The organism is Pseudomonas sp. AP3_22 TE3818 (assembly GCF_053628995.1).
In genome coordinates, this window is record NZ_JBRJHL010000001.1 from 1,412,141 (window position 1) to 1,431,716 (window position 19,576).

At 59.2% G+C, this 19,576-nt stretch carries 18 protein-coding genes; 12 read left to right on the forward strand and 6 right to left on the reverse strand.

Features of this window, described 5'->3' with window-relative positions; translation table 11 throughout:
- Window positions 1–86: 86 nt before the first annotated feature.
- A complete protein-coding gene (locus tag AB7M25_RS06580) occupies window positions 87–542 on the reverse strand; it encodes a DUF721 domain-containing protein (protein ID WP_007977359.1) in 456 nt (151 codons plus the stop codon).
- A gap of 307 nt (window positions 543–849) precedes the next feature.
- On the opposite strand from AB7M25_RS06580, the gene secA reads away from it, so the two are divergent.
- The 4 genes from secA to AB7M25_RS06600 all read left to right on the forward strand — a co-directional run bounded on the left by secA (window position 850) and on the right by AB7M25_RS06600 (window position 6,637).
- The gene (secA, locus tag AB7M25_RS06585; RefSeq protein WP_429389439.1) at window positions 850–3,585 is read left to right on the forward strand and encodes a preprotein translocase subunit SecA; all 2,736 of its coding nucleotides are present in this window, start codon (window positions 850–852) and stop codon (window positions 3,583–3,585) included.
- Window positions 3,586–3,705: 120 nt separating this feature from the next.
- Window positions 3,706–4,923 (forward strand): bifunctional glutamate N-acetyltransferase/amino-acid acetyltransferase ArgJ, encoded by a 1,218-nt coding sequence (gene argJ / locus AB7M25_RS06590; RefSeq protein ID WP_429389440.1) that lies wholly within the window; start codon window positions 3,706–3,708, stop codon window positions 4,921–4,923.
- 140 nt (window positions 4,924–5,063) lie between these two features.
- The gene (locus tag AB7M25_RS06595) at window positions 5,064–5,696 is read left to right on the forward strand and encodes a glutathione S-transferase family protein (RefSeq protein WP_429389441.1); all 633 of its coding nucleotides are present in this window, start codon (window positions 5,064–5,066) and stop codon (window positions 5,694–5,696) included.
- Window positions 5,693–6,637 carry a Nudix family hydrolase gene (locus tag AB7M25_RS06600; RefSeq protein ID WP_454237094.1) on the forward strand — a complete coding sequence of 315 codons (945 nt, stop codon included), beginning with the start codon at window positions 5,693–5,695 and terminating at the stop codon, window positions 6,635–6,637. The genes AB7M25_RS06595 and AB7M25_RS06600 overlap by 4 nt, the downstream gene beginning before the upstream one ends.
- Window positions 6,638–6,765: 128 nt before the next feature.
- On the opposite strand, the gene AB7M25_RS06605 is transcribed toward AB7M25_RS06600, so the two are convergent.
- Genes AB7M25_RS06605 through AB7M25_RS06615 form a run of 3 tightly spaced genes read right to left on the reverse strand, consistent with a single transcriptional unit; the run spans window position 6,766 to window position 10,349 of the window.
- Window positions 6,766–7,347 (reverse strand): cob(I)yrinic acid a,c-diamide adenosyltransferase, encoded by a 582-nt coding sequence (locus AB7M25_RS06605; protein WP_429518989.1) that lies wholly within the window; start codon window positions 7,345–7,347, stop codon window positions 6,766–6,768.
- Between the two features lie 2 nt (window positions 7,348–7,349).
- Window positions 7,350–9,386 (reverse strand): sensor histidine kinase, encoded by a 2,037-nt coding sequence (locus AB7M25_RS06610; RefSeq protein WP_454238335.1) that lies wholly within the window; start codon window positions 9,384–9,386, stop codon window positions 7,350–7,352.
- 45 nt (window positions 9,387–9,431) lie between these two features.
- Window positions 9,432–10,349 carry a putative 2-dehydropantoate 2-reductase gene (locus tag AB7M25_RS06615; protein ID WP_429389447.1) on the reverse strand — a complete coding sequence of 306 codons (918 nt, stop codon included), beginning with the start codon at window positions 10,347–10,349 and terminating at the stop codon, window positions 9,432–9,434.
- 135 nt (window positions 10,350–10,484) lie between these two features.
- Here AB7M25_RS06615 and AB7M25_RS06620 point away from each other — a divergent pair, with 135 nt between their 5' ends.
- Together AB7M25_RS06620 and AB7M25_RS06625 are read left to right on the forward strand one after the other, a co-directional pair.
- The gene (locus AB7M25_RS06620) at window positions 10,485–10,970 is read left to right on the forward strand and encodes a YajQ family cyclic di-GMP-binding protein (protein WP_007977344.1); all 486 of its coding nucleotides are present in this window, start codon (window positions 10,485–10,487) and stop codon (window positions 10,968–10,970) included.
- 138 nt (window positions 10,971–11,108) lie between these two features.
- Window positions 11,109–11,951: a mechanosensitive ion channel family protein gene (locus tag AB7M25_RS06625; RefSeq protein ID WP_429389449.1), complete on the forward strand. Its 843-nt coding sequence runs from the start codon at window positions 11,109–11,111 to the stop codon at window positions 11,949–11,951.
- 138 nt (window positions 11,952–12,089) lie between these two features.
- Here AB7M25_RS06625 and AB7M25_RS06630 read toward each other — a convergent pair whose 3' ends face one another.
- A complete protein-coding gene (locus AB7M25_RS06630) occupies window positions 12,090–13,418 on the reverse strand; it encodes an OprD family porin (RefSeq protein ID WP_258682385.1) in 1,329 nt (442 codons plus the stop codon).
- 910 nt (window positions 13,419–14,328) lie between these two features.
- Here AB7M25_RS06630 and AB7M25_RS06635 point away from each other — a divergent pair.
- Together AB7M25_RS06635 and AB7M25_RS06640 are read left to right on the forward strand one after the other, a co-directional pair.
- On the forward strand, window positions 14,329–14,754 hold the full coding sequence (locus AB7M25_RS06635; RefSeq protein ID WP_454238336.1) for an HIT domain-containing protein: 426 nt from the start codon (window positions 14,329–14,331) through the stop codon (window positions 14,752–14,754).
- Window positions 14,755–14,757: 3 nt separating this feature from the next.
- Window positions 14,758–14,964 (forward strand): SlyX family protein, encoded by a 207-nt coding sequence (locus tag AB7M25_RS06640; RefSeq protein ID WP_007977339.1) that lies wholly within the window; start codon window positions 14,758–14,760, stop codon window positions 14,962–14,964.
- 78 nt (window positions 14,965–15,042) lie between these two features.
- Here the strand turns inward: AB7M25_RS06640 and AB7M25_RS06645 are convergent, their stop codons facing one another.
- Window positions 15,043–15,645 (reverse strand): cold-shock protein, encoded by a 603-nt coding sequence (locus AB7M25_RS06645; protein ID WP_095965394.1) that lies wholly within the window; start codon window positions 15,643–15,645, stop codon window positions 15,043–15,045.
- Window positions 15,646–16,094: 449 nt separating this feature from the next.
- Here AB7M25_RS06645 and AB7M25_RS06650 point away from each other — a divergent pair, with 449 nt between their 5' ends.
- From AB7M25_RS06650 to AB7M25_RS06665, 4 genes are all read left to right on the forward strand, one after another.
- On the forward strand, window positions 16,095–16,430 hold the full coding sequence (locus AB7M25_RS06650) for a ribbon-helix-helix domain-containing protein (protein ID WP_429389452.1): 336 nt from the start codon (window positions 16,095–16,097) through the stop codon (window positions 16,428–16,430).
- Between the two features lie 136 nt (window positions 16,431–16,566).
- On the forward strand, window positions 16,567–16,788 hold the full coding sequence (locus tag AB7M25_RS06655) for an FmdB family zinc ribbon protein (protein WP_007977333.1): 222 nt from the start codon (window positions 16,567–16,569) through the stop codon (window positions 16,786–16,788).
- A 121-nt stretch (window positions 16,789–16,909) separates the two neighbouring features.
- Window positions 16,910–18,685: an aspartate--tRNA ligase gene (gene aspS, locus AB7M25_RS06660; protein WP_104449215.1), complete on the forward strand. Its 1,776-nt coding sequence runs from the start codon at window positions 16,910–16,912 to the stop codon at window positions 18,683–18,685.
- Window positions 18,686–18,813: 128 nt separating this feature from the next.
- Window positions 18,814–19,560: a YebC/PmpR family DNA-binding transcriptional regulator gene (locus tag AB7M25_RS06665; RefSeq protein WP_007995641.1), complete on the forward strand. Its 747-nt coding sequence runs from the start codon at window positions 18,814–18,816 to the stop codon at window positions 19,558–19,560.
- Window positions 19,561–19,576 lie beyond the last annotated feature (16 nt).

Consider the following 19,576-nt stretch of genomic DNA (forward strand, 5'->3'; position numbering starts at 1 on the left):
TGCTCGCGAATGCGGTGTGTCATTCAACGAAAATGTCGATTGGTAAACCCATTCGCGAGCAAGCCCGCTCCCACATGGTTTCTGTGTCAGGTTCTGGTCTTGGCGTGCGCCGCCAGTCGCTCCAGCGCTGCCCGCAGATTCGGGTCGCTGATCCCGTCGGCCGTGGCCTGGATGGTCGCGGCCGCATCGTCCGACAGATCCATGGTATGCCCGACCGCGCCGCGCTGGACGGTAGGTGGCTGCACCTTGAACAGGATTCGCGTCAGGTTGGCAAACTCGTCGAACAGTTGCAGTTGCCGCTGCAGGCGCTTCTGCTGGTAGCGCAGGCGGGTTGCCCAATGACCGTCGGTGACAATCAGCAACAAACTGCCTTCGCGCCAGGACGCCACGTGGCAATGCTCGCGCGCGGCGGGTTGCAATTGGCTTTCGAGCAAACGTTGCAAATGGCCCAGGCGTTGAGCGTGGCCGAGAATGGCTTTCAGCGGCTTGGCTTCGCGTAATAGAACGGCGGGTACTTTGGCCGTAAGTGGGCGAAATGCCATGATCAGACACCTGAAGTAACAGAGGCGCCATGGTAGCAGAAAGCGCCGGATGCACCCGCCCATTGCTTTTGTGGGCGCTTTACCCATTAAATCAACAACTAACTTCTGCCTTGAACGGCTTGAAGTTGAGCAAAACGCCCCTATTTTAAGTGAGCCCCGTCAAAGCGCTGTGCCAGCATCGTGGAATATCGCCACTTTCCTCACCACCGTTTCCGGGTAGAATGCTCGTTCGCATGCGGCCATGAGGGCTGCACGGGCGACTCACGGGGCCGCCCTCCATCCCTTTAGTGTGGAAGATCCTGCCGATATGTTTGCGCCTTTGTTAAAGAAACTTTTTGGAAGCAAGAACGAGCGTGAAGTCAAACGCATGCTCAAGACGGTGCAACTCGTCAATGCCTTCGAAGAGCAAATGGTGGCCCTTTCGGACGATCAATTGCGTGCCAAGACCAGCGAGTTCAAGGCCCGCATCGCCAAAGGGGAATCCCTCGACAAGCTCCTGCCCGAAGCCTTTGCGGTCGCCCGCGAAGCCGGCAAGCGTGTCATGGGCATGCGCCACTTCGATGTCCAGCTGATCGGCGGCATGACCTTGCATGAAGGCATGATCGCGGAAATGCGTACCGGTGAAGGCAAGACCCTGGTGGCAACACTGGGCGTTTACCTCAACGCGCTGTCCGGCAACGGCGTGCACGTTGTGACGGTGAACGACTACCTGGCCCGCCGTGACGCCAACTGGATGCGCCCGCTGTATGAATTCCTCGGCCTGACGGTCGGCGTTGTCACGCCGTTCCAGCCGCCGGAAGAGAAGCGTGCTGCCTACGCCGCCGACATCACCTACGGCACCAACAACGAATTCGGGTTCGATTACCTGCGCGACAACATGGCGTTCAGCATGGAAGAAAAATTCCAGCGCGAACTCAATTTTGCCGTGATCGACGAAGTCGACTCCATCCTCATCGACGAAGCCCGTACGCCGCTGATCATCTCCGGTCAGGCCGAGGACAGCTCCAAGCTGTACATCGAGGTCAACAAGCTGATCCCGCAGCTCAAGCTGCACGTTGAAGAAGTCGAAGGCGAAGTGACCCAGGCCGGTCACTACACCGTCGACGAGAAGACCCGTCAGGTCGAACTCAACGAAGCCGGTCACCAGTACGTCGAAGAAACGCTGACCCGCATCGGCCTGCTGGCTGAAGGCGAAAGCCTGTACTCGGCGCACAACCTGAGCCTGCTGACTCACGTCTACGCCGGCCTGCGTGCGCACAAGCTGTTCCATCGCAACGTCGAATACATCGTGCAGGACGGTCAGGTCGTTTTGGTCGACGAACACACCGGCCGTACCATGCCGGGTCGCCGTTTGTCCGAAGGCCTGCACCAGGCCATCGAAGCCAAGGAAAACCTGAACATCCAGGCCGAAAGCCAGACGCTGGCGTCGACCACCTTCCAGAACTACTTCCGTCTGTACAACAAACTGTCCGGCATGACCGGTACGGCCGACACCGAAGCGTTCGAGTTCCACCAGATCTATGGCCTGCAGGTCATGGTGATTCCGCCGAACAAGCCGCTGGCGCGTAAAGACTACAACGACCTGGTGTTCCTGACCGCCGATGAGAAATACGCGGCAATCGTGGCCGACATCAAGGAAAGCATGGCCGCAGGTCGTCCGGTGCTGGTGGGTACCGCCACCATCGAAACCTCCGAGCACATGTCCAACCTGCTCGTGAAGGAAGGCATCGAACACAAGGTTCTGAACGCCAAGTTCCACGAAAAGGAAGCCGAGATCATTGCCCAGGCCGGTCGCCCGGGCGCACTGACCATCGCCACCAACATGGCCGGTCGTGGTACCGACATCCTGTTGGGCGGTAACTGGGAAGTGGAAGTGGCCTCGCTGGAAAACCCGACCCCTGAGCAGATTGCCCAGATCAAGGCCGACTGGCAGAAGCGTCACCAGCAAGTGCTCGAATCGGGCGGTTTGCAGGTGATTGCGTCCGAGCGCCACGAATCGCGCCGTATCGACAACCAGCTGCGTGGTCGTGCCGGTCGTCAGGGCGACGCCGGTTCCAGTCGTTTCTACCTGTCGCTGGAAGACAGCCTGATGCGCATCTTCGCCTCCGACCGGGTGAAGAACTTCATGAAGGCCCTGGGCATGCAGCCTGGCGAGGCGATCGAGCACCGCATGGTGACCAACGCCATTGAAAAGGCCCAGCGCAAGGTTGAAGGCCGCAACTTCGACATCCGCAAGCAGCTGCTCGAGTTCGACGACGTCAACAACGAACAGCGTAAAGTGATCTATCACATGCGTAACACGTTGCTGGCCGCCGACAACATCGGCGAGACCATCGCTGACTTCCGTCAGGACGTGCTCGACGCCACCGTCAGCGCACACATTCCTCCGCAATCGCTGCCTGAGCAGTGGGACGTGGCCGGTCTGGAAGCTGCGTTGCAGAGCGACTTCGGTGTGACACTGCCGATCCAGCAATGGCTCGACGAAGACGATCACCTGTACGAAGAAACCCTGCGCGAGAAGCTCATGAACGAGCTCGTCGCGGCGTACAACGAGAAAGAAGACCAGGCGGGCGCCGAAGCGCTGCGCACCTTCGAGAAGCAAATCGTTCTGCGCGTTCTGGACGACCTGTGGAAAGACCACCTGTCGACCATGGACCACCTGCGTCACGGTATCCACTTGCGTGGTTATGCCCAGAAGAACCCGAAACAGGAATACAAGCGCGAGTCGTTCACCCTGTTCTCCGAGTTGCTGGACTCGATCAAGCGCGACTCGATCCGCGTGCTGTCCCACGTTCAGGTTCGCCGCGAAGATCCTATCGAGGAAGAGCAGCGCCTGCGCCAGGAAGCCGAGGCATTGGCCGCTCGCATGCAGTTCCTGCATGAAGAAGCTCCAGGCCTGGAGCAACCGGAAGTGCTGGGCGAAGAGGTCGATGTGGCGCTCGCCGCTGCTCCGGTTCGCAGCGAGCATAAGCTGGGTCGCAATGAGCTGTGCTACTGCGGTTCGGGCAAGAAGTTCAAGCATTGCCACGGGCAGATCCAGTAAAACCCGTTTCAATCGCTGAAATACCCGCGCCGCGACCGGCTTCTGCCGTCGCGGCGTTTTACCATTCGAACCACCGTCTTCCTGAAACGGTGCTGACATCATTTATAAAGGAGCGCATTCATGGCTGTTGGTCTTGGTCCTTTGCCAACGTTGCACCCGGTTGCCGGTTTTGAACTCGGTATCGCCTCGGCTGGCATCAAGCGCCCGGGGCGCAAGGATGTTGTGGTCATGCGCTGTGTTGAAGGCTCCACGGTAGCCGGCGTGTTCACCCTGAACGCCTTTTGCGCCGCCCCGGTGATCCTGGCCAAGCAACGCGTACAAGGCCCTGTGCGTTACCTGCTGACCAATACCGGCAATGCCAACGCCGGTACCGGCGAGCCAGGCCTGGCCGCCGCCGAGCGCACTTGCGCCAAACTGGCCGAGCTGACCGGTGTCGATGCCAGCCAGGTGCTGCCGTACTCCACCGGTGTGATCGGCGAACCGTTGCCTGTGGAGAAAATCGAAGGCGCGCTGCAAGCGGCCCTTGACGACCTGTCGATCCACAACTGGGAAGCTGCCGCCACCGGCATCATGACCACCGACACCCTGCCCAAAGGTGCCAGCCGTCAGTTCCAGCACGACGGCGTGACCGTCACCGTGACCGGCATCAGCAAAGGCGCCGGCATGATTCGCCCGAACATGGCGACCATGCTCGGTTACATCGCGACCGACGCCAAAGTCTCCCGCGATGTGTTGCAAAACCTGATGCTCGATGGGGCCAACAAGTCGTTCAACCGCATCACCATCGATGGCGATACGTCGACCAACGACTGCTGCATGCTGATCGCCACCGGTCAGGCTGCGCTGCCGGAAATCACCCGCGCCGAGGGCGAGCTGTTCGCCAAGTTGAAGCAGGCGGTGTTCGAGGTGTGCATGGACGTGGCCCAGGCCATCGTTCGCGACGGTGAAGGCGCGACCAAGTTCGTGACCGTTGAAGTCAACGGCGGCGGCAATCACCAGGAGTGCCTGGATGTCGGCTACACCGTGGCTCACTCGCCGCTGATCAAGACGGCGTTGTTTGCTTCCGACCCGAACTGGGGCCGTATCCTGGCCGCCGTTGGCCGTGCCGGTGTGCCGGACCTGGACGTGAGCAAGATCGACGTGTTCCTCGGTGACGTGTGCATTGCCAGCCGTGGCGCGCGCGCCGCGACCTACACCGAAGCCCAGGGCGCGGCAGTGATGCAGCAGGAAGAAATCACCATTCGTATCGAGCTGGGTCGTGGCGATTGCAGCGAAACCATCTGGACCACCGACCTGTCCCACGAGTACGTGAAGATCAACGCCGAGTACCGTACGTAAGACCGAGTCGCTCCATTCGCGAGCAAGCCCGCTCCCACAGTGTCACCATTGAACCCTGTGGGAGCGGGCTTGCTCGCGAAGGCTGACGACCAGACGCTAGATATTCTGGCTTGTTACCCTGACGAGAAGGCACCCCGAACATGAGCCTGCACCTGATCATCGGCGACAAACTGCATTCCTCCTGGTCCCTGCGCGGCGCTCTGGCCCTCGATCTGGCTGGCGCCTCTTACACCGAAGAATTGATCAAACTGAACCAGCCGGACACCCGCGAGCGTCTACTCAAGCATTCGCCGACCGCCAAGGTCCCGCTACTGAAGACCGAACACGGCACCATCGCCGACTCCCTGGCGATTGCCGAATACCTGGCGGAACAGTTCCCGTCCGCCAACCTCTGGCCGAAAGACATTAGCGCCCGTGCCCAGGCGCGTTCCGCGTGCGCGCAGATGCACAGTGGCTTTTTCGCCATGCGCGGCAACATGCCGTTCGACCTGAGCCATGACGCAGCGCTGTCGCCGGTCCCGCTCGATGTCCAGGCGGACATCGAGCGCATGTCGGCGCTGTGGGCCGAGTGTCGTGCTGCCGCGACCGAGAGCGGTCCGTACCTGTTTGGCCGCCTCACGTTGGCCGATGCGTTCTTTGCACCTATCGCCGTGCGCCTGCGCACCTATCGGGTGAAGCTGTCCGCGGCTGACGAAGCCTATGTTGAAACCCTCTACCAATGGCCGGCGTTCAAGGCCTGGCAGAAGGCCGGACTGGAGGAGTTGGAAAAGTGAAGCGAGTCCATGTCGCCGCCGCCGTCATCCGCGATGGCTGTGGCCAGATCCTGATCGCCCGCCGTGCCGATTCACAGCACCAGGGCGGCCTGTGGGAGTTTCCCGGGGGCAAGGTCGAGGCCGACGAGTCGGTCGAAACCGCACTGGCCCGCGAGCTCCATGAAGAGCTGGGCATCGTGGTCGACGCGGCGCGCCCGCTGATCAAGGTCCGGCACGATTACCCGGACAAGCAGGTGTTGCTGGATGTCTGGGAAGTCTCGGCGTTTAGCGGCGAGCCCCACGGCGCCGAAGGCCAACCGCTGGCCTGGGTGTCGCCCCGGGATTTGTCGGGTTACGAGTTCCCGGCGGCCAATCAGCCGATCGTCGCGGCGGCCCGATTGTCATCGCAGTACCTGATTACCCCGGAAGATCTGGAAACCCCGGCGTTACTGCGTGGCATCCAGAAGGCCATTGCCGGTGGCATCAAGCTGATCCAGTTGCGCGCACCGAACGGTTACGATCCCAAGTATCGCGACCTGGCTGTCGATGCGGTGGGCCTGTGTGCCGGCAAGGCACAATTGATGCTCAAGGGGCCGTTCGAATGGTTGGGCGACTTCCCGTCCGCGGGTTGGCACATTACCTCGGCGCAGTTGCGCAAATACGCAGCGGCTGGCCGACCGCTACCAGCTTCGCGCTGGCTGGCGGCCTCGTGCCATAACGCTGAAGAGCTGGCGCTGGCCGAACAGATGGGGGTGGATTTCGTGACCCTGTCGCCGGTTCAACCCACCCTGACTCACCCGGGTGCCGAGCCGTTGGGGTGGGAGCAGGCGTCGAGCTTGATCGAGGGCTTCAGCAAGCCGGTGTTCCTGTTGGGTGGCGTTGGCCCGGCCGAGGTCGAGAAAGCCTGGGCGGCGGGTGCGCAGGGTGTGGCGGGGATTCGGGCATTCTGGCCTGAGGCCTGATTTTGTAGCGCTCCTGCTGGCCCTTTCGCGAGCAAGCCCGCTCCCACAGGTGGTCGAGTTCTTCCTGAAGGAACTCGATCAAAATGTGGGAGCGGGCTTGCCCGCGAAGGCGGCCTGACAGCCGCCGACTATTTTTCAGGCTTCGCCGCCGGCTGCCATAGAATCTCGGCCACACCCTGACGCTTGGCAATCAGCCGCGCCACCACAAACAACAAATCCGACAGCCGATTGATGTATGCCAGGCCAACCCCGGCCAATGGCTCAATCGCATTCAATTGCTGACACCGCCGCTCGGCACTGCGCGCCAGGCTTCGGCAAACATGGGCCTGGGCAATCAACGCTGAACCGCCGGGCAAGATGAAGTTTTCCAGCGGCCCCAATTCTTCATTCCACACATCGATCGCCGCTTCCAGGCGCTCGATTTCCGCCGCATTCAACGCCTGATACACCGGCATTGCCAGCTCACCCCCCAGATCGAACAAGCGATGCTGGCAAGGCGCCAAAACCTCGATCACTTCCTGCAAGCCTGCAAAAGTATCCGTTTGTGCCGCCAACCCGGCCAGCAACACGCCCACCTGACTGTTGAGCGTATCGACTTCGCCAATGGCCTCGATCCGCGGGTGATCCTTGGGGACGCGACGGCCATCGCCCAGCCCGGTCTCGCCTTTGTCGCCAGTGCGGGTGTAAATCTTCGACAAACGAAAGCCCATGGTTACCTCGATAGCAGATTGAGTTCTTGCGCGACAGGTGTCGCGCTCGCCAGGGGCAGGCGCAAGGTGAAGCAAGTGCCTTGGCCCAGGGTCGATTGCACTTCCATCTGCCCCTTGTGGTTATTGGTGATGATGAAGTACGACACCGACAGCCCAAGCCCGGTGCCCTGGCCGATTTCCTTGGTGGTGAAGAAGGGTTCGAAGGTCCGTTTGCGCACGCTTTCACTCATGCCGATGCCGTTGTCCTCGACCTGGATTTCCGCCCACGGCGGGTTCAGCCGGGTGCGCAGAATGATCCGTCCCGGCTCGCTGTCGTCCTCGCGCTGGTGAATGGCTTGCGCAGCGTTTTTCAGCAGATTGAGCAGTACTTGCTCCAATTCGTTGGCGGTGCCGGGGACCGGTCCCAGCGCCGGGTCGAACTGACGAATGATGGCCTGGCCCTTGAAGTCGAAGCCGATCGCCAGGTCGAAATCGTTGCCGGCGATTTCCACCGCCTGATCAATCAGGGCGGGCAGATCGCACGGGGCCATCTGGCGGGTGCTGCGACGGCTGAAACTGAGCATGTGGGTGACGATTTTGGCGGCCCGGGCACCGGCCTGCTGGATACCGTCGAGCAACTGTGGCACTTCGCGGATTTTCAGATACTGATTGACCGTCGCCAGTTCGATGCCGGCCTGTTCGGCGACCTCAAGGTTCTTCGGCAGGTCGGGGGACAGGCGTCGGCGAATGTTTTGCACGTTGTGCAGGATCGCCCCCAGCGGGTTGTTGATCTCGTGGGCCATGCCGGCGGCAAGACCGCCTACCGACAACATTTTTTCCGACTGCACCATCATTTCTTCCAAGGACAGGCGCTGGGTGATGTCGTCGATCCGGATCACTACGCCACGCCCGGCACCGCCCATCAACGGATAGAAGGTCAGGGCGTAGTGGCGGGGCTCGTCGTCCTTGAGCCAGGTGACACGTTCGATTTTGGCCACCGTATGCTGTTCGACCGTTTCCTTGAGTTGCGGCAAGAACGGCTTGAGCGGTTCGAAGGCGAGGAAGATGGGCTGGTTCAGGGCTTCATCGAGGCGTGTGCCGGACAGGGCGCTGGCTTCCTGGTTCCATTGAGTCACGTAGAGCTGTTCGTCGAGGGCGATCAGCGCCGACGGCATGGAGTCGATGATGCTGTTGAGGTAGTTCTGGAAGCCGGTGAGTTTTTTCTCGATCTTGCTGCGCACCTGGACTTCGAGTTCCAGTTTGCGGTTGGTATGACGGGTTTCTTCCGCCAGACCCTGGGCCTGGTCGTAAGCGGCCTGGGAGTCGTCCCGAGCCCGCTTGAGTTGCTGCTCCCTGGCCTCGATCCGCGAGAGCATGGTGTTGAACGCCTCGGCGAGGCTGCCGATTTCATCGTGGTTTCCGCGTGAAGCGCGCAGAGCGTAGTTTTCTTCACGGGTGACCTGCCGCGACAACTCTTCGAGCTGGTGGATCGGCCGGGTGATCAGGCGCTTGATCTGGCGGGCAATGATCAGCCACAGCAGCACGCTGAAGATCAGAATACCCAGGCTGGCTGTCAGGGTCCCGGTGTAGAACGCCACTGGCAGTTCACTCGTGGCCACCAACAGCAGGTGCCCTGGTGCTGAGCCGGGGCGGGGCAGGGGGATGACTTGGTTGGTACGAAACTCCGTGGCCTGCCAGTCTTCGATATGCCGGAAACGCTTCGGCAGCTCCAGATTGTCGCCATGCTGCAATTGCGCCAATCGCTCACCCTGTCCGTCATACAGGGCTGCCGCGCGCAACGGCGAATAGCTGTTGAGTTCATTCAGCAGGCGCTCGGCGCTTTGCGGTGACGCCAGGGCTTCGGAGGCCAGGCTCGGGTTGGATACCAGCCGGCCGATGGTCTGCAGGGCCTGGGGCGCCATGCTTTCCTGGGAGATGTAGTACGCGGCGCTGATAAAGGTCAGGTTGGCAACCAGCAGGACGGTGACCATCAGTACCAGCAGGGCGGCCAGCAGTTTCTGGCCGACGGGCAGGTTTTCAAGGCGCTGGCGCAATGGCATCGGATTCATCGCAGACAAGGAACAAGTGGCCAGCGTAGCCGCTGCTCAGTCGCTGGGCAATCCAAGGCTTTGCAGGCGAGCGATCAACCTTGCCTGAAGTTGATTGAGGTGAGGCAGGTTCAGTTGATGTCGTCCGGCCACTTTGCAGGCGTAGCCCAGCAGGTAGCTGATTTCCGTGCGGCGCTGGCTCGTGACGTCCTGATGCATCGACGAGTAATTGGCCGCGGTGGCGTGAATCACCCGTTCGACTTCCTGCTGCAGGTTTTCGGCCGCCGCCGGTTGACCGCAACGCTCAAGCAACTCCACCAGTTCAGCGCACAGAGTGGCCACTTCGCACTGATGTTGCTGCAAACCGCCGTTGCGGCAATCGTGCAGCACCGTCAGCGGGTTGATCGCGCAGTTGAGGGCCAGCTTGCGCCACAGCCTGGTCAGAATATCGGTGCTCCACTCGTGAGGGATGCCGGCAGCGCTCAAGTCATCGAGCCAGATCGGCGCGACCGGATGGCTCGCATCCCCCAGCCAGGTGAAGCCATGTCCTGCAAACACCACGCGCCAATCGCCATCGCGGAAGGCGCCTTCGGTGCTCGAGGCATAGATGCAGCGTGCCTGGGGAACCTGTGCGGCCACCGCGTCCTGACTGCCCAGGCCATTTTGCAGCAGGATCAGTTCGGCACCCGGGGCCAGGCGTGACGCCAGTCGGGCCACCGCGCTTTCGGTGTCGTAGGCCTTGCAGGCCACCAGCAGACGGTTGATCGGCTGGCTGCTGTCCGCTGTTTCGGCGGGCACGGGGTAGTGTTGCGCCTGGCCGTGTTCCACCAGTGTCAATCCGCCTGCAGCCTCATAGGCCTGCAGTCTCGCGGTGTCCCGCAGGATCAGCCGGACCGGCACGCCAGCCCGTGCCAGGCGTGTCGCCCATAAAGTGCCGAGGCTGCCGGCGCCGAGTACATGCCAAGTGGTGGACATCAGCTTTTTGCTCTGTTTAAGGCGTGCATCGGCAGCTCACAGTGAATGATGGGAAAGACCCGTTATAATCAGCGCGGATTTTAACCGCAAGCCAGGCGCGCTCCATCGGTGCGCCTTTAAATTTGGAGAGATTACATGCCGTCGTTCGACGTGGTATCCGAACTGGACAAACACGAAGTCACCAACGCGGTCGAGAACGCCGTCAAGGAACTCGATCGTCGTTATGACCTGAAAGGCAAAGGCAGCTTCGAGTTCAAGGAAAAAGACCTGACCGTCAATCTGACCGCAGAAGCGGATTTCCAGCTCGAAGCGATGATTGAGATCCTCAAGCTGGCTCTGGTCAAGCGCAAAATCGACGTGCAGTGCCTCGAAGTCAAGGATGCCTTCGCGTCGGGCAAGCTGATGAAGCAGGAAGCTGTCCTCAAGGAAGGCATCGACAAGGAACTGGCGAAGAAAATCGTCGCTCACGTCAAAGATGCCAAGCTCAAGGTCCAGGCAGCCATTCAGGGCGAGCAGGTTCGTATCACCGGCAAGAAGCGTGATGACCTGCAAGAAGCCATTGCTGTGCTGCGGGCCAAGGAGTTCGGTATGCCGCTGCAGTTCAACAACTTCCGCGACTGACCTTGAAAGCGGGAACCTCCTGGCGTTTGTGACGTCGGAGGCCCAGGCAACGGCAGAAACGATTGAACCCGTCGCGGTTCGATCTTTCTGCCGCTTTTTTTTACGCATGCCGCATAGCCGGAAAACAGGAGAAAGTAGATGGATTTAAGCGCTGAGGTAGACAACCTGGTCAAGGTATCCCAAACCTGGATCCCGATGATCATGGAATACGGCAGTCGCGTACTGCTGGCGGTCATCACCCTGGCCATCGGCTGGTGGCTGATCAACAAAGTCACGAAAAAGCTCGGCGGTCTGATTGCGTTGCGCAATGCCGACCTGGCGCTGCAGGGCTTTATCAGCAGCCTGGCGAACATCATCCTCAAGATCCTGCTGGTCGTCAGCGTGGCCTCGATGATCGGTGTGGAAACCACTTCGTTTGTGGCAGCGATTGGTGCGGCGGGTCTGGCCATTGGCTTGGCTTTGCAGGGCAGCCTGGCGAACTTCGCCGGTGGCGTGTTGATTTTGCTGTTCCGTCCGTTTCGTATCGGCGACTGGATCGAGGCTCAGGGGGTTGCCGGTACCGTCGACAGCATCCAGATTTTCCATACCGTACTGCGCACCGGTGACAACAAGACCATCATCGTGCCCAACGGAAATCTGTCGAACGGCATTATCACCAACACCAATCGCCAGCCGACCCGCAAAGTGGTGTTTGATGTAGGCGTCGATTATGAAGCGGACTTGCAGAAAGCCCGGGAAGTGTTGCTGGAGTTGGCCAGGGATCCGCGTGTATTGACTGACCCGGCACCCCAGGCAGTCATTTCGACATTGGGTGACAGTTCTATCACTGTTTCCCTGCGTGTCTGGGTGAAGACAGCGGATTATTGGGATGTGATGTTCATGTTCAACGAACTGTCCCGTGATCGTCTGAGAGAGGCCGGCATCGATATTCCATTTCCACAGCGGGTTATTCGCGTGGTTCAGGAGTCCGCAGTGCAGTAATTGACCTTCATACATGCCTGACTATTCGGTCAGGCATGTAGGGCAATTGTTCAATAATTGAACAATTTGCACGGACAACAAAAAGGCCCATCCGAAGATGGGCCTTTTGTTTTGTTACCGCAAACTAACTGGATGCGATTACAAAACCGACAGCGGGTAGTCGACGATGAAACGGAACTCTTTCACGTCGCCTTCACCTTCGTCAGCGTTAGCGAAGTGCCATGCTTGACGAATACGGAAGGAGAGGTCTTTTGCCGGGCCAGTCTGAACAACGTACTTGGCTTCGAAGTTGGTCTCGTTGTGCTTGCCGTCTTCGCCGTACAGGCCAGCGTAAGGGCTGCCAACTGGAGTTTTGGTGCCGTCGATGTCCCAGCCTTTAACGTAACGGGTCATGAAGCTCAGACCTGGAACGCCGTACTCAGCCATTTTCAGGTCATAACGAACCTGGGCAGACTTCTCGCCTGGGGCGTTGAAGTCAGAGTACTGGATGGAGTTGGCGAGGAAGATCGAGTCGCCGCCGCGGTTGTTCTTGCCCACGCCGATGTAGTCGAACGGAGTGTCACCGTTAACCTTCTGGAAGGCGAGGGTGATGGTGTGTGCTTTCATGAACGAGAAAGCGGCTGCCAGGGAGTAAGCGGTGTTGCTGATCTCGCCCGCTTTGGCATCACCAGTGTCTTTGGTGTTGTAGATGTTACCGTCCAGGTTCAGCGACTCGTCGCCGCCCAGCGGGATGGTGTAGTTCAGGTTGGCGTAGTACTGGTTCCAGATGTCTTCCAGCTTGGCGCCGTACAGCGATGCCGACAGGTTGTCGGTGATGCCGTATTTGCCACCGAAGTAGTCGATGGAGTCAGCTGCTACGCCAGCGTAGGTTGCAAACAGGTCGCCGTCACGAGCGTTACGGTCCTGGCTGGTCGCCGAGTAGAAGTGACCGGCTTCGAGGTCAAGGTCTTTGACTTCGCTGCTTTGCAGTTGGATACCGCTGGCAGTTTGAGGAAGGATACGGGAACCGCCAACAGCGAACACTGGAGCAGTGCTTGGCTGCATGTCGCCGACTTTCAGCTCGGTTTTCGATACGCGGAATTTAACGGCGCCGCCGGCTTTGCCCTGGCTGTCGTTAACTTCGCCATCGGCGTCGCGGCTCATGTTGCCGGTGCCGCCGGTGCCATCACCGCCGTCCAGTTTGATTGCCAGGTAACCGAAAGCGTCAACGCCAACACCGATTGTGCCTTGGGTGTAACCGGAGCTGAAATTGCCCCAGATACCTTGGGTCCAGTCTTTCTGGTCGGTTGCGCCATCTTTGCGGTCACGGTTGAAGTAGTAGTTGCGAACCAGCAAGTTCAAGGAGCTGTCTTCAACAAAACCTTTGGCTTCAGCCTGGTCACTTACGAAAGGGGCGGCCGTAGCCAATTGGGTACTGGCTGCTGCTGCAACTGCCAGTGCGATCATGCTCCACTTCATCACGCGCATCGTGATTTGCTCCTTTGGTTTTAGAAGAGTACTGCCGTCCCACCTGTTTTATTATCTGGGCGGCTCTTTCTTTTTGTGTCGGCGCAAACTTATATCACGCCGACAATGTTGGCGATACTTGCGTACCTAACCTTTCGCCTTCTTTACGACCATGTCGCAAACAGCGAAGTAGATGTCGCAAATTTCGAGCTCCGACGCAACCGGGCTGACAACTTTAATGCTGTTTTCTGAGCCTGGGTGTCGGTAAAAAGAGTCCTGGTGAAACGTTTGAATCTCCATCGGGCTACCTTGCCACTGTCTTTTTTGCCTGAATGCCCCCCACTTCCAGCGGGTGTCACTCAAGTGATGTTGGGTATGTATGCAACAAGCGTGCACAAAATCACGTTTTTTGGCGGTTTTTTCAAATTGACGCTCTGGCGCTGTAAAAACCTCATAAAACCGGGGGGTTCAAGCGCCTTTGGTTTGGGCTTGACGCTTTGCCTCGCATCATGTTGCACCCTTCTGGTCGACTGCCTGACAACCAAAAATGTTACCGGTTCACCCCGCCAGTGAGTAAATGGCGGATGTCGAAGCATCCAGCGTAGACCCACTGTGCGGTTTTGGTGCAAAAAAATTTTAACCTTGTGCTGAATTCATTTCTGTTGATCGAGTGCCTGGGGCGAACTCTTCGTTGTTTATCAGTCATTTCGGCGCTTTTTTCGGCTGGTCGGTTCTGTGGTGGTGCGCGGCGTCGAAAAGTGTCTCATTCGGGGGCGGGCTGTCAGCTTTTCGCTGGCACTCGTGGCGTCTGTGCAAGGTTCGCCGTGAAGCGTGCGCCGTTCACAGGTATGCTGCCGTCCGGTCGCTTGGTGCGCCGCTCCTCTGGATGGGCGCTAAGCTGAAAAATGATGACCCGGCGGGAGTACGCGCAGTGTTCGCTCTAGATCCACGACTTCAACAAGACACGTTACCGATCGGGGACTTTCCGCTCTGCCGGTTGCTGTTGTCCAACGACTCGAACTATCCCTGGTTCATCCTGGTACCTCGTCGTGAGGCTATCAGCGAGATATTTCAGTTGGATGTCGCAGATCAGCGACAGCTTTGGCAGGAGACGACGGCGCTTTCGCAAATGCTCAAGGACTCGTTCGATGCGGACAAATTGAATGTTGCGGCGCTGGGCAATGTCGTCAGCCAGTTGCACATGCACGTGATTGTGCGCAAGCGCGAAGATGCCGCGTGGCCGGCGCCGGTGTGGGGCAGGCATCCGGCAAAACCCTACAGTTCGGAGCAGATTGCCGCGATTCGCGAGCGTTTGCGCCTGATATTGACCGATGACTTTACGTTTCTGGAGGGCTGAACCATGAGCCTGGAAGAACGCGTTACCGATCTTGAAAGCCGCCTGGCCTTTCAGGATGACACCATCCAGGCATTGAATGATGTACTGGTCGCCCAGCAGCGGGTGGTCGAGCGTCTTCAACTGCAAATGGCTGCGTTGCTCAAACGGCAGGAGGAAATGGTCGGCCAGTTCGAATCGTTCGAAGAGGAAGCGCCGCCGCCGCACTACTAATCAATGTGCAGCAAGCAACGTGCAGGCATGAAAAAACCGCGTACAGCCAGGCTGTACGCGGTTTTTTTCAGCCTTGAATCAGCGGCGTGGCAGTGCGGCGATCACATCTTCGGCTTGCAGGCCCTTGTCACGATTCATGACAGAGAACTCCACGCGCTGGCCTTCTACCAGGACGCGGTGGCCTTCACCGCGAATGGCCCGGAAGTGGACGAAGATATCGTCGCCGGAGTCGCGGGAAATGAAGCCGAAGCCTTTGGACGTGTTGAACCACTTGACGGTGCCGGTATCGCGGTTGCTCATGTCGTAGCTTGGCGAGGCAGCGACCGGTGACGATTTGTAGAAACTGATGCCCAGGTGCAGGGCAACAGCGATCAGGGCTGCGACCAGGCTGAACAGAACGGCAGGTTGACCGGCGATGACGGGCATCGGCGCGATCAGCGTCAGAGTCTGCAGGACTACCGCCAGAGCCAGCAGGACGCTGACCAGGTTTTGCAGTTGGTGGCGCGGACCTTTGTTCCAGTAGGGGATGACAGGTGCAAGCGTGAGATTGAGCAGGCCGAAAAAGGCCAGGTACAGCGCGTCAGGTTGTTGCAGGTAAGGCAAGGCTTCGGGGTGCAGGCTAGGGATGAAGGACAGCAGCAAGGCCGCTGCGCCTATCAACAGATGGACGATTTTCAACATTTTGATTAACTCACGTTAAGACAGCTCACAAGGAAGAGCTGATGGCGCACGGTTCGCTTCAAGACAATAAAGAGGCGGTGGACACGTGCCCGGTATCAGCCTATGCGCCATGCCCGGAAAAATAGGCACTGGCGACACGCCGTCTATTTAACAGCAAAGCCGCAGGCTACTCAAATCAGGGCGTCCGGCGGCTCTTTGGCGGTGATTTGCCGCAGGTTGCCGCTCTTCTTTCCTACGTCATTCCATAGGGTGTTTCTGAGGGAGGCTTCGTTTCGCTGCGTGGGAAAACGTCCGGCGTAGGACGATCTCCAGGGTCTGCCAAAAGTTGTTGGCTTATCCTACGTCGAGGGTCATAAAGTCGGCTGGAAAATACCTTTGCACCTGCGTTTTTATAAGTCGACACACAGTTGCGCTTTAAGAAACCAGGATGGCAAAGGAGTGTCAGCGTTATGGTTTATGAAAGGCAAGAAGAGGGGCGATACGGTTCGCGCAGGGATGTAAGGGTTGATCCGTTTGTTCGCGAATTCGATATGGGATTGGCCCAGCCCTTGTCCCGCTCAGTACGATTGAATGGCTTTGCTACCTGTTTGCGGCTTGAGCAGGTTTATTGGGATATTTTGGGAGGAATGGCCCGGGCCAACGGTTGTTCGGTCAGCAGCCTGTTATCTCATGTGGATCGCGAAGTTCACCTGCGTCATGGCGGAGTAAGGAATTTCAGTGGATTGGTGCGGGTCGTCTGTGTCGTACACAGCCTCAAGGAAGGGGGTTGTATCGTCGCCGCCTAGTCTGGGCGGTGAAAACGGCAGAGTGTCGGCCTGTGCAGTCTTACGGCTGCACAGGCCGCATTTAATGGATATAATCCCGCTCTTTGCCGCGAAACCCTGCGTGTGCGGTAGCAATCTGATCGCCGAGACAACCTCCATGCCGATGTACGATTATCAATGTGCTTCCTGTGGTCATCAGTTGGAAGCCATTCAAAAGATCAGCGATGCACCGCTGGTCGACTGCCCTGCCTGTCAGGCGCCAGAGCTTAAGAAAATGCTGTCCATGCCGGGCTTTCGCCTCAGCGGCACGGGTTGGTACGAAACCGATTTCAAGACCGGTTCCAAGAAGAACCTGGCCGGCGGCGACAAAGCTGACTAAGGTCCTGAACCTGAATTGAACGACACACGCGAGCTCTTGCATCACCCGGCGACTTTTCAAAGGCGGGGCTGCTGTAGGATCTCCAACCGAATTTCGAATTACGAGAAGTGAAACCACGACCATGATGCGCAGCCATTATTGCGGCCAACTGAACGAAAGCCTGGACGGCCAGGAAATTACCCTTTGCGGATGGGTTCACCGTCGCCGTGACCACGGTGGGGTGATTTTCCTCGATATCCGTGATCGTGATGGTCTGGCCCAGGTCGTGTTCGATCCGGACCGCGCTGAAACCTTCGCCGCGGCCGATCGCGTGCGCAGCGAGTACGTCGTGAAGATCACCGGCAAGGTTCGCCTGCGTCCGGCCGGTGCGACCAACGCCAACATGGCATCGGGCATGATCGAAGTCCTCGGCTACGAGCTGGAAGTGCTGAACGAATCGGAAACCCCGCCGTTCCCGCTGAACGAATTCTCCGACGTCGGTGAAGAAACCCGTCTGCGCTATCGCTTCCTCGACCTGCGTCGCCCGGAAATGGCCGAGAAGCTGCGTCTGCGTTCGCGCATGACCACCAGCATCCGTCGCTTCCTGGACGAGAACGGCTTCCTCGACGTGGAAACGCCGATCCTGACCCGTGCTACCCCGGAAGGCGCGCGCGACTACCTGGTACCGAGCCGTACTCATGCCGGTTCGTTCTTCGCCTTGCCGCAATCGCCGCAGCTGTTCAAGCAACTGCTGATGGTGGCCGGCTTCGACCGTTACTACCAGATCGCCAAGTGCTTCCGCGACGAAGACCTGCGGGCCGACCGCCAGCCGGAATTCACCCAGATCGACATCGAGACCAGCTTCCTCGATGAAAAAGAGATCATGGGCCTGACCGAGCAAATGATCCGCAACCTGTTCAAGGAAGTGCTGGGCCTGGAATTCGGCGAGTTCCCGCACATGACCTTCGAAGAGGCCATGCGCCGCTACGGTTCCGATAAGCCAGACCTGCGTAACCCGCTGGAACTGGTTGACGTGGCCGACCAGCTCAAGGAAGTCGACTTCAAGGTGTTCAGCGGCCCGGCCAACGACCCGAAATGCCGCATCGCCGCCCTGCGCGTGCCTGGCGGCGCGAGCATGCCGCGCAAGCAGATCGACGACTACACCAAGTTTGTCGGCATCTACGGTGCCAAGGGCCTGGCGTACATCAAGGTCAACGAGCGCGCCAAAGGCGTCGAAGGCCTGCAGTCGCCGATCGTGAAGAACATTCCTGAAGCCAACCTCAACGTGATCCTCGATCGCGTGGGTGCGGTCGACGGCGATATCGTGTTCTTCGGCGCCGACAAGGCGAAGATCGTCAGCGAAGCTCTGGGTGCGCTGCGGATCAAGCTCGGCCACGACCTGGACCTGCTGACCTGCAAGTGGGCGCCAATGTGGGTCGTCGACTTCCCGATGTTCGAAGAAAACGACGATGGCAGCTTCACTGCCTTGCACCACCCGTTCACCGCGCCGAAGTGCACTCCGCAAGAGCTGGAAGCCAACCCGGCTGGCGCTCTGTCCCGTGCCTACGACATGGTGTTGAACGGCACCGAACTGGGTGGCGGTTCGATCCGTATCCACCGCAAAGAGATGCAACAGTCGGTGTTCCGTCTGCTGGGCATCAACGAAGTGGAGCAGGAAGAGAAATTCGGCTTCCTGCTCGACGCCCTGAAATACGGCGCTCCGCCGCACGGTGGCCTGGCCTTTGGTCTGGACCGTCTGGTGATGCTGATGACTGGCGCGCAGTCGATCCGTGAAGTGATTGCCTTCCCGAAAACCCAGAGCGCGGCCGATGTCATGACCCAGGCGCCGGGCCAGGTGGATGCCAAGGCATTGCGCGAGTTGCACATTCGTCTGCGTGAAACGCCCAAGGCCGAGTAAGGCTGACCCGGAGGGCGCATCTGCGGATGCGCCCTTTCTTCATAGGCAGAGCTGTTCAAGATTTTTGTTTGCCGGCCGGCGCAATACAGCGCAGCGGGCAATGTTTCAAAGAGAATTCGGAGCGAGTTATGGCAGGTCATTCCAAGTGGGCGAACATCAAGCACCGCAAAGAACGTCAGGATGCCAAGAGGGGCAAGATCTTCACCAAGTGGATTCGTGAGCTGACCGTCGCTGCCCGTCAGGGTGGTGGTGATCCAGGCTCCAATCCGCGCCTGCGCCTGGCCCTGGACAAGGCTCTCGGGGCGAACATGAGCCGTGACATCATCGATCGTGCTGTCGCCCGCGGTACCGGCGCTGCCGATACCGACGACGTGGTCGAGCTGACCTACGAAGGTTACGGCCCGGGTGGCGTGGCGGTGATGGTCGAATGCATGACCGACAACCGTAATCGCACCGCAGCCGCTGTTCGTCACGCGTTCAGCAAGTGCGGCGGCAACCTCGGGACTGACGGTTCGGTGGCCTATCTGTTCGAACGCAAGGGACAGATCTCCTTCGCTGCCGGCGTTGATGAAGACGCGCTGATGGAAGCGGCCATGGAAGCCGACGCCGATGACGTGGTGACCAACGAAGACGGTTCGATCGATGTGTTCACCTCGTTTGCCGGATTCTATTCCGTGCGTAACGCACTGGAGGCGGCGGGTTTCAAGGGGGACGACGCGGAAATCGTCATGCTGCCGACCACCAGCGCCGAGCTCGATCTGGAAGGCGCCGAGAAGGTCCTCAAGCTGATCGACATGCTCGAAGACCTGGATGACGTGCAAAACGTCTACTCCAACGCGGAGATTCCGGAGTCGGTGGCCGCGCAGCTCGGTTAAAGGGTGGCCCCGATCC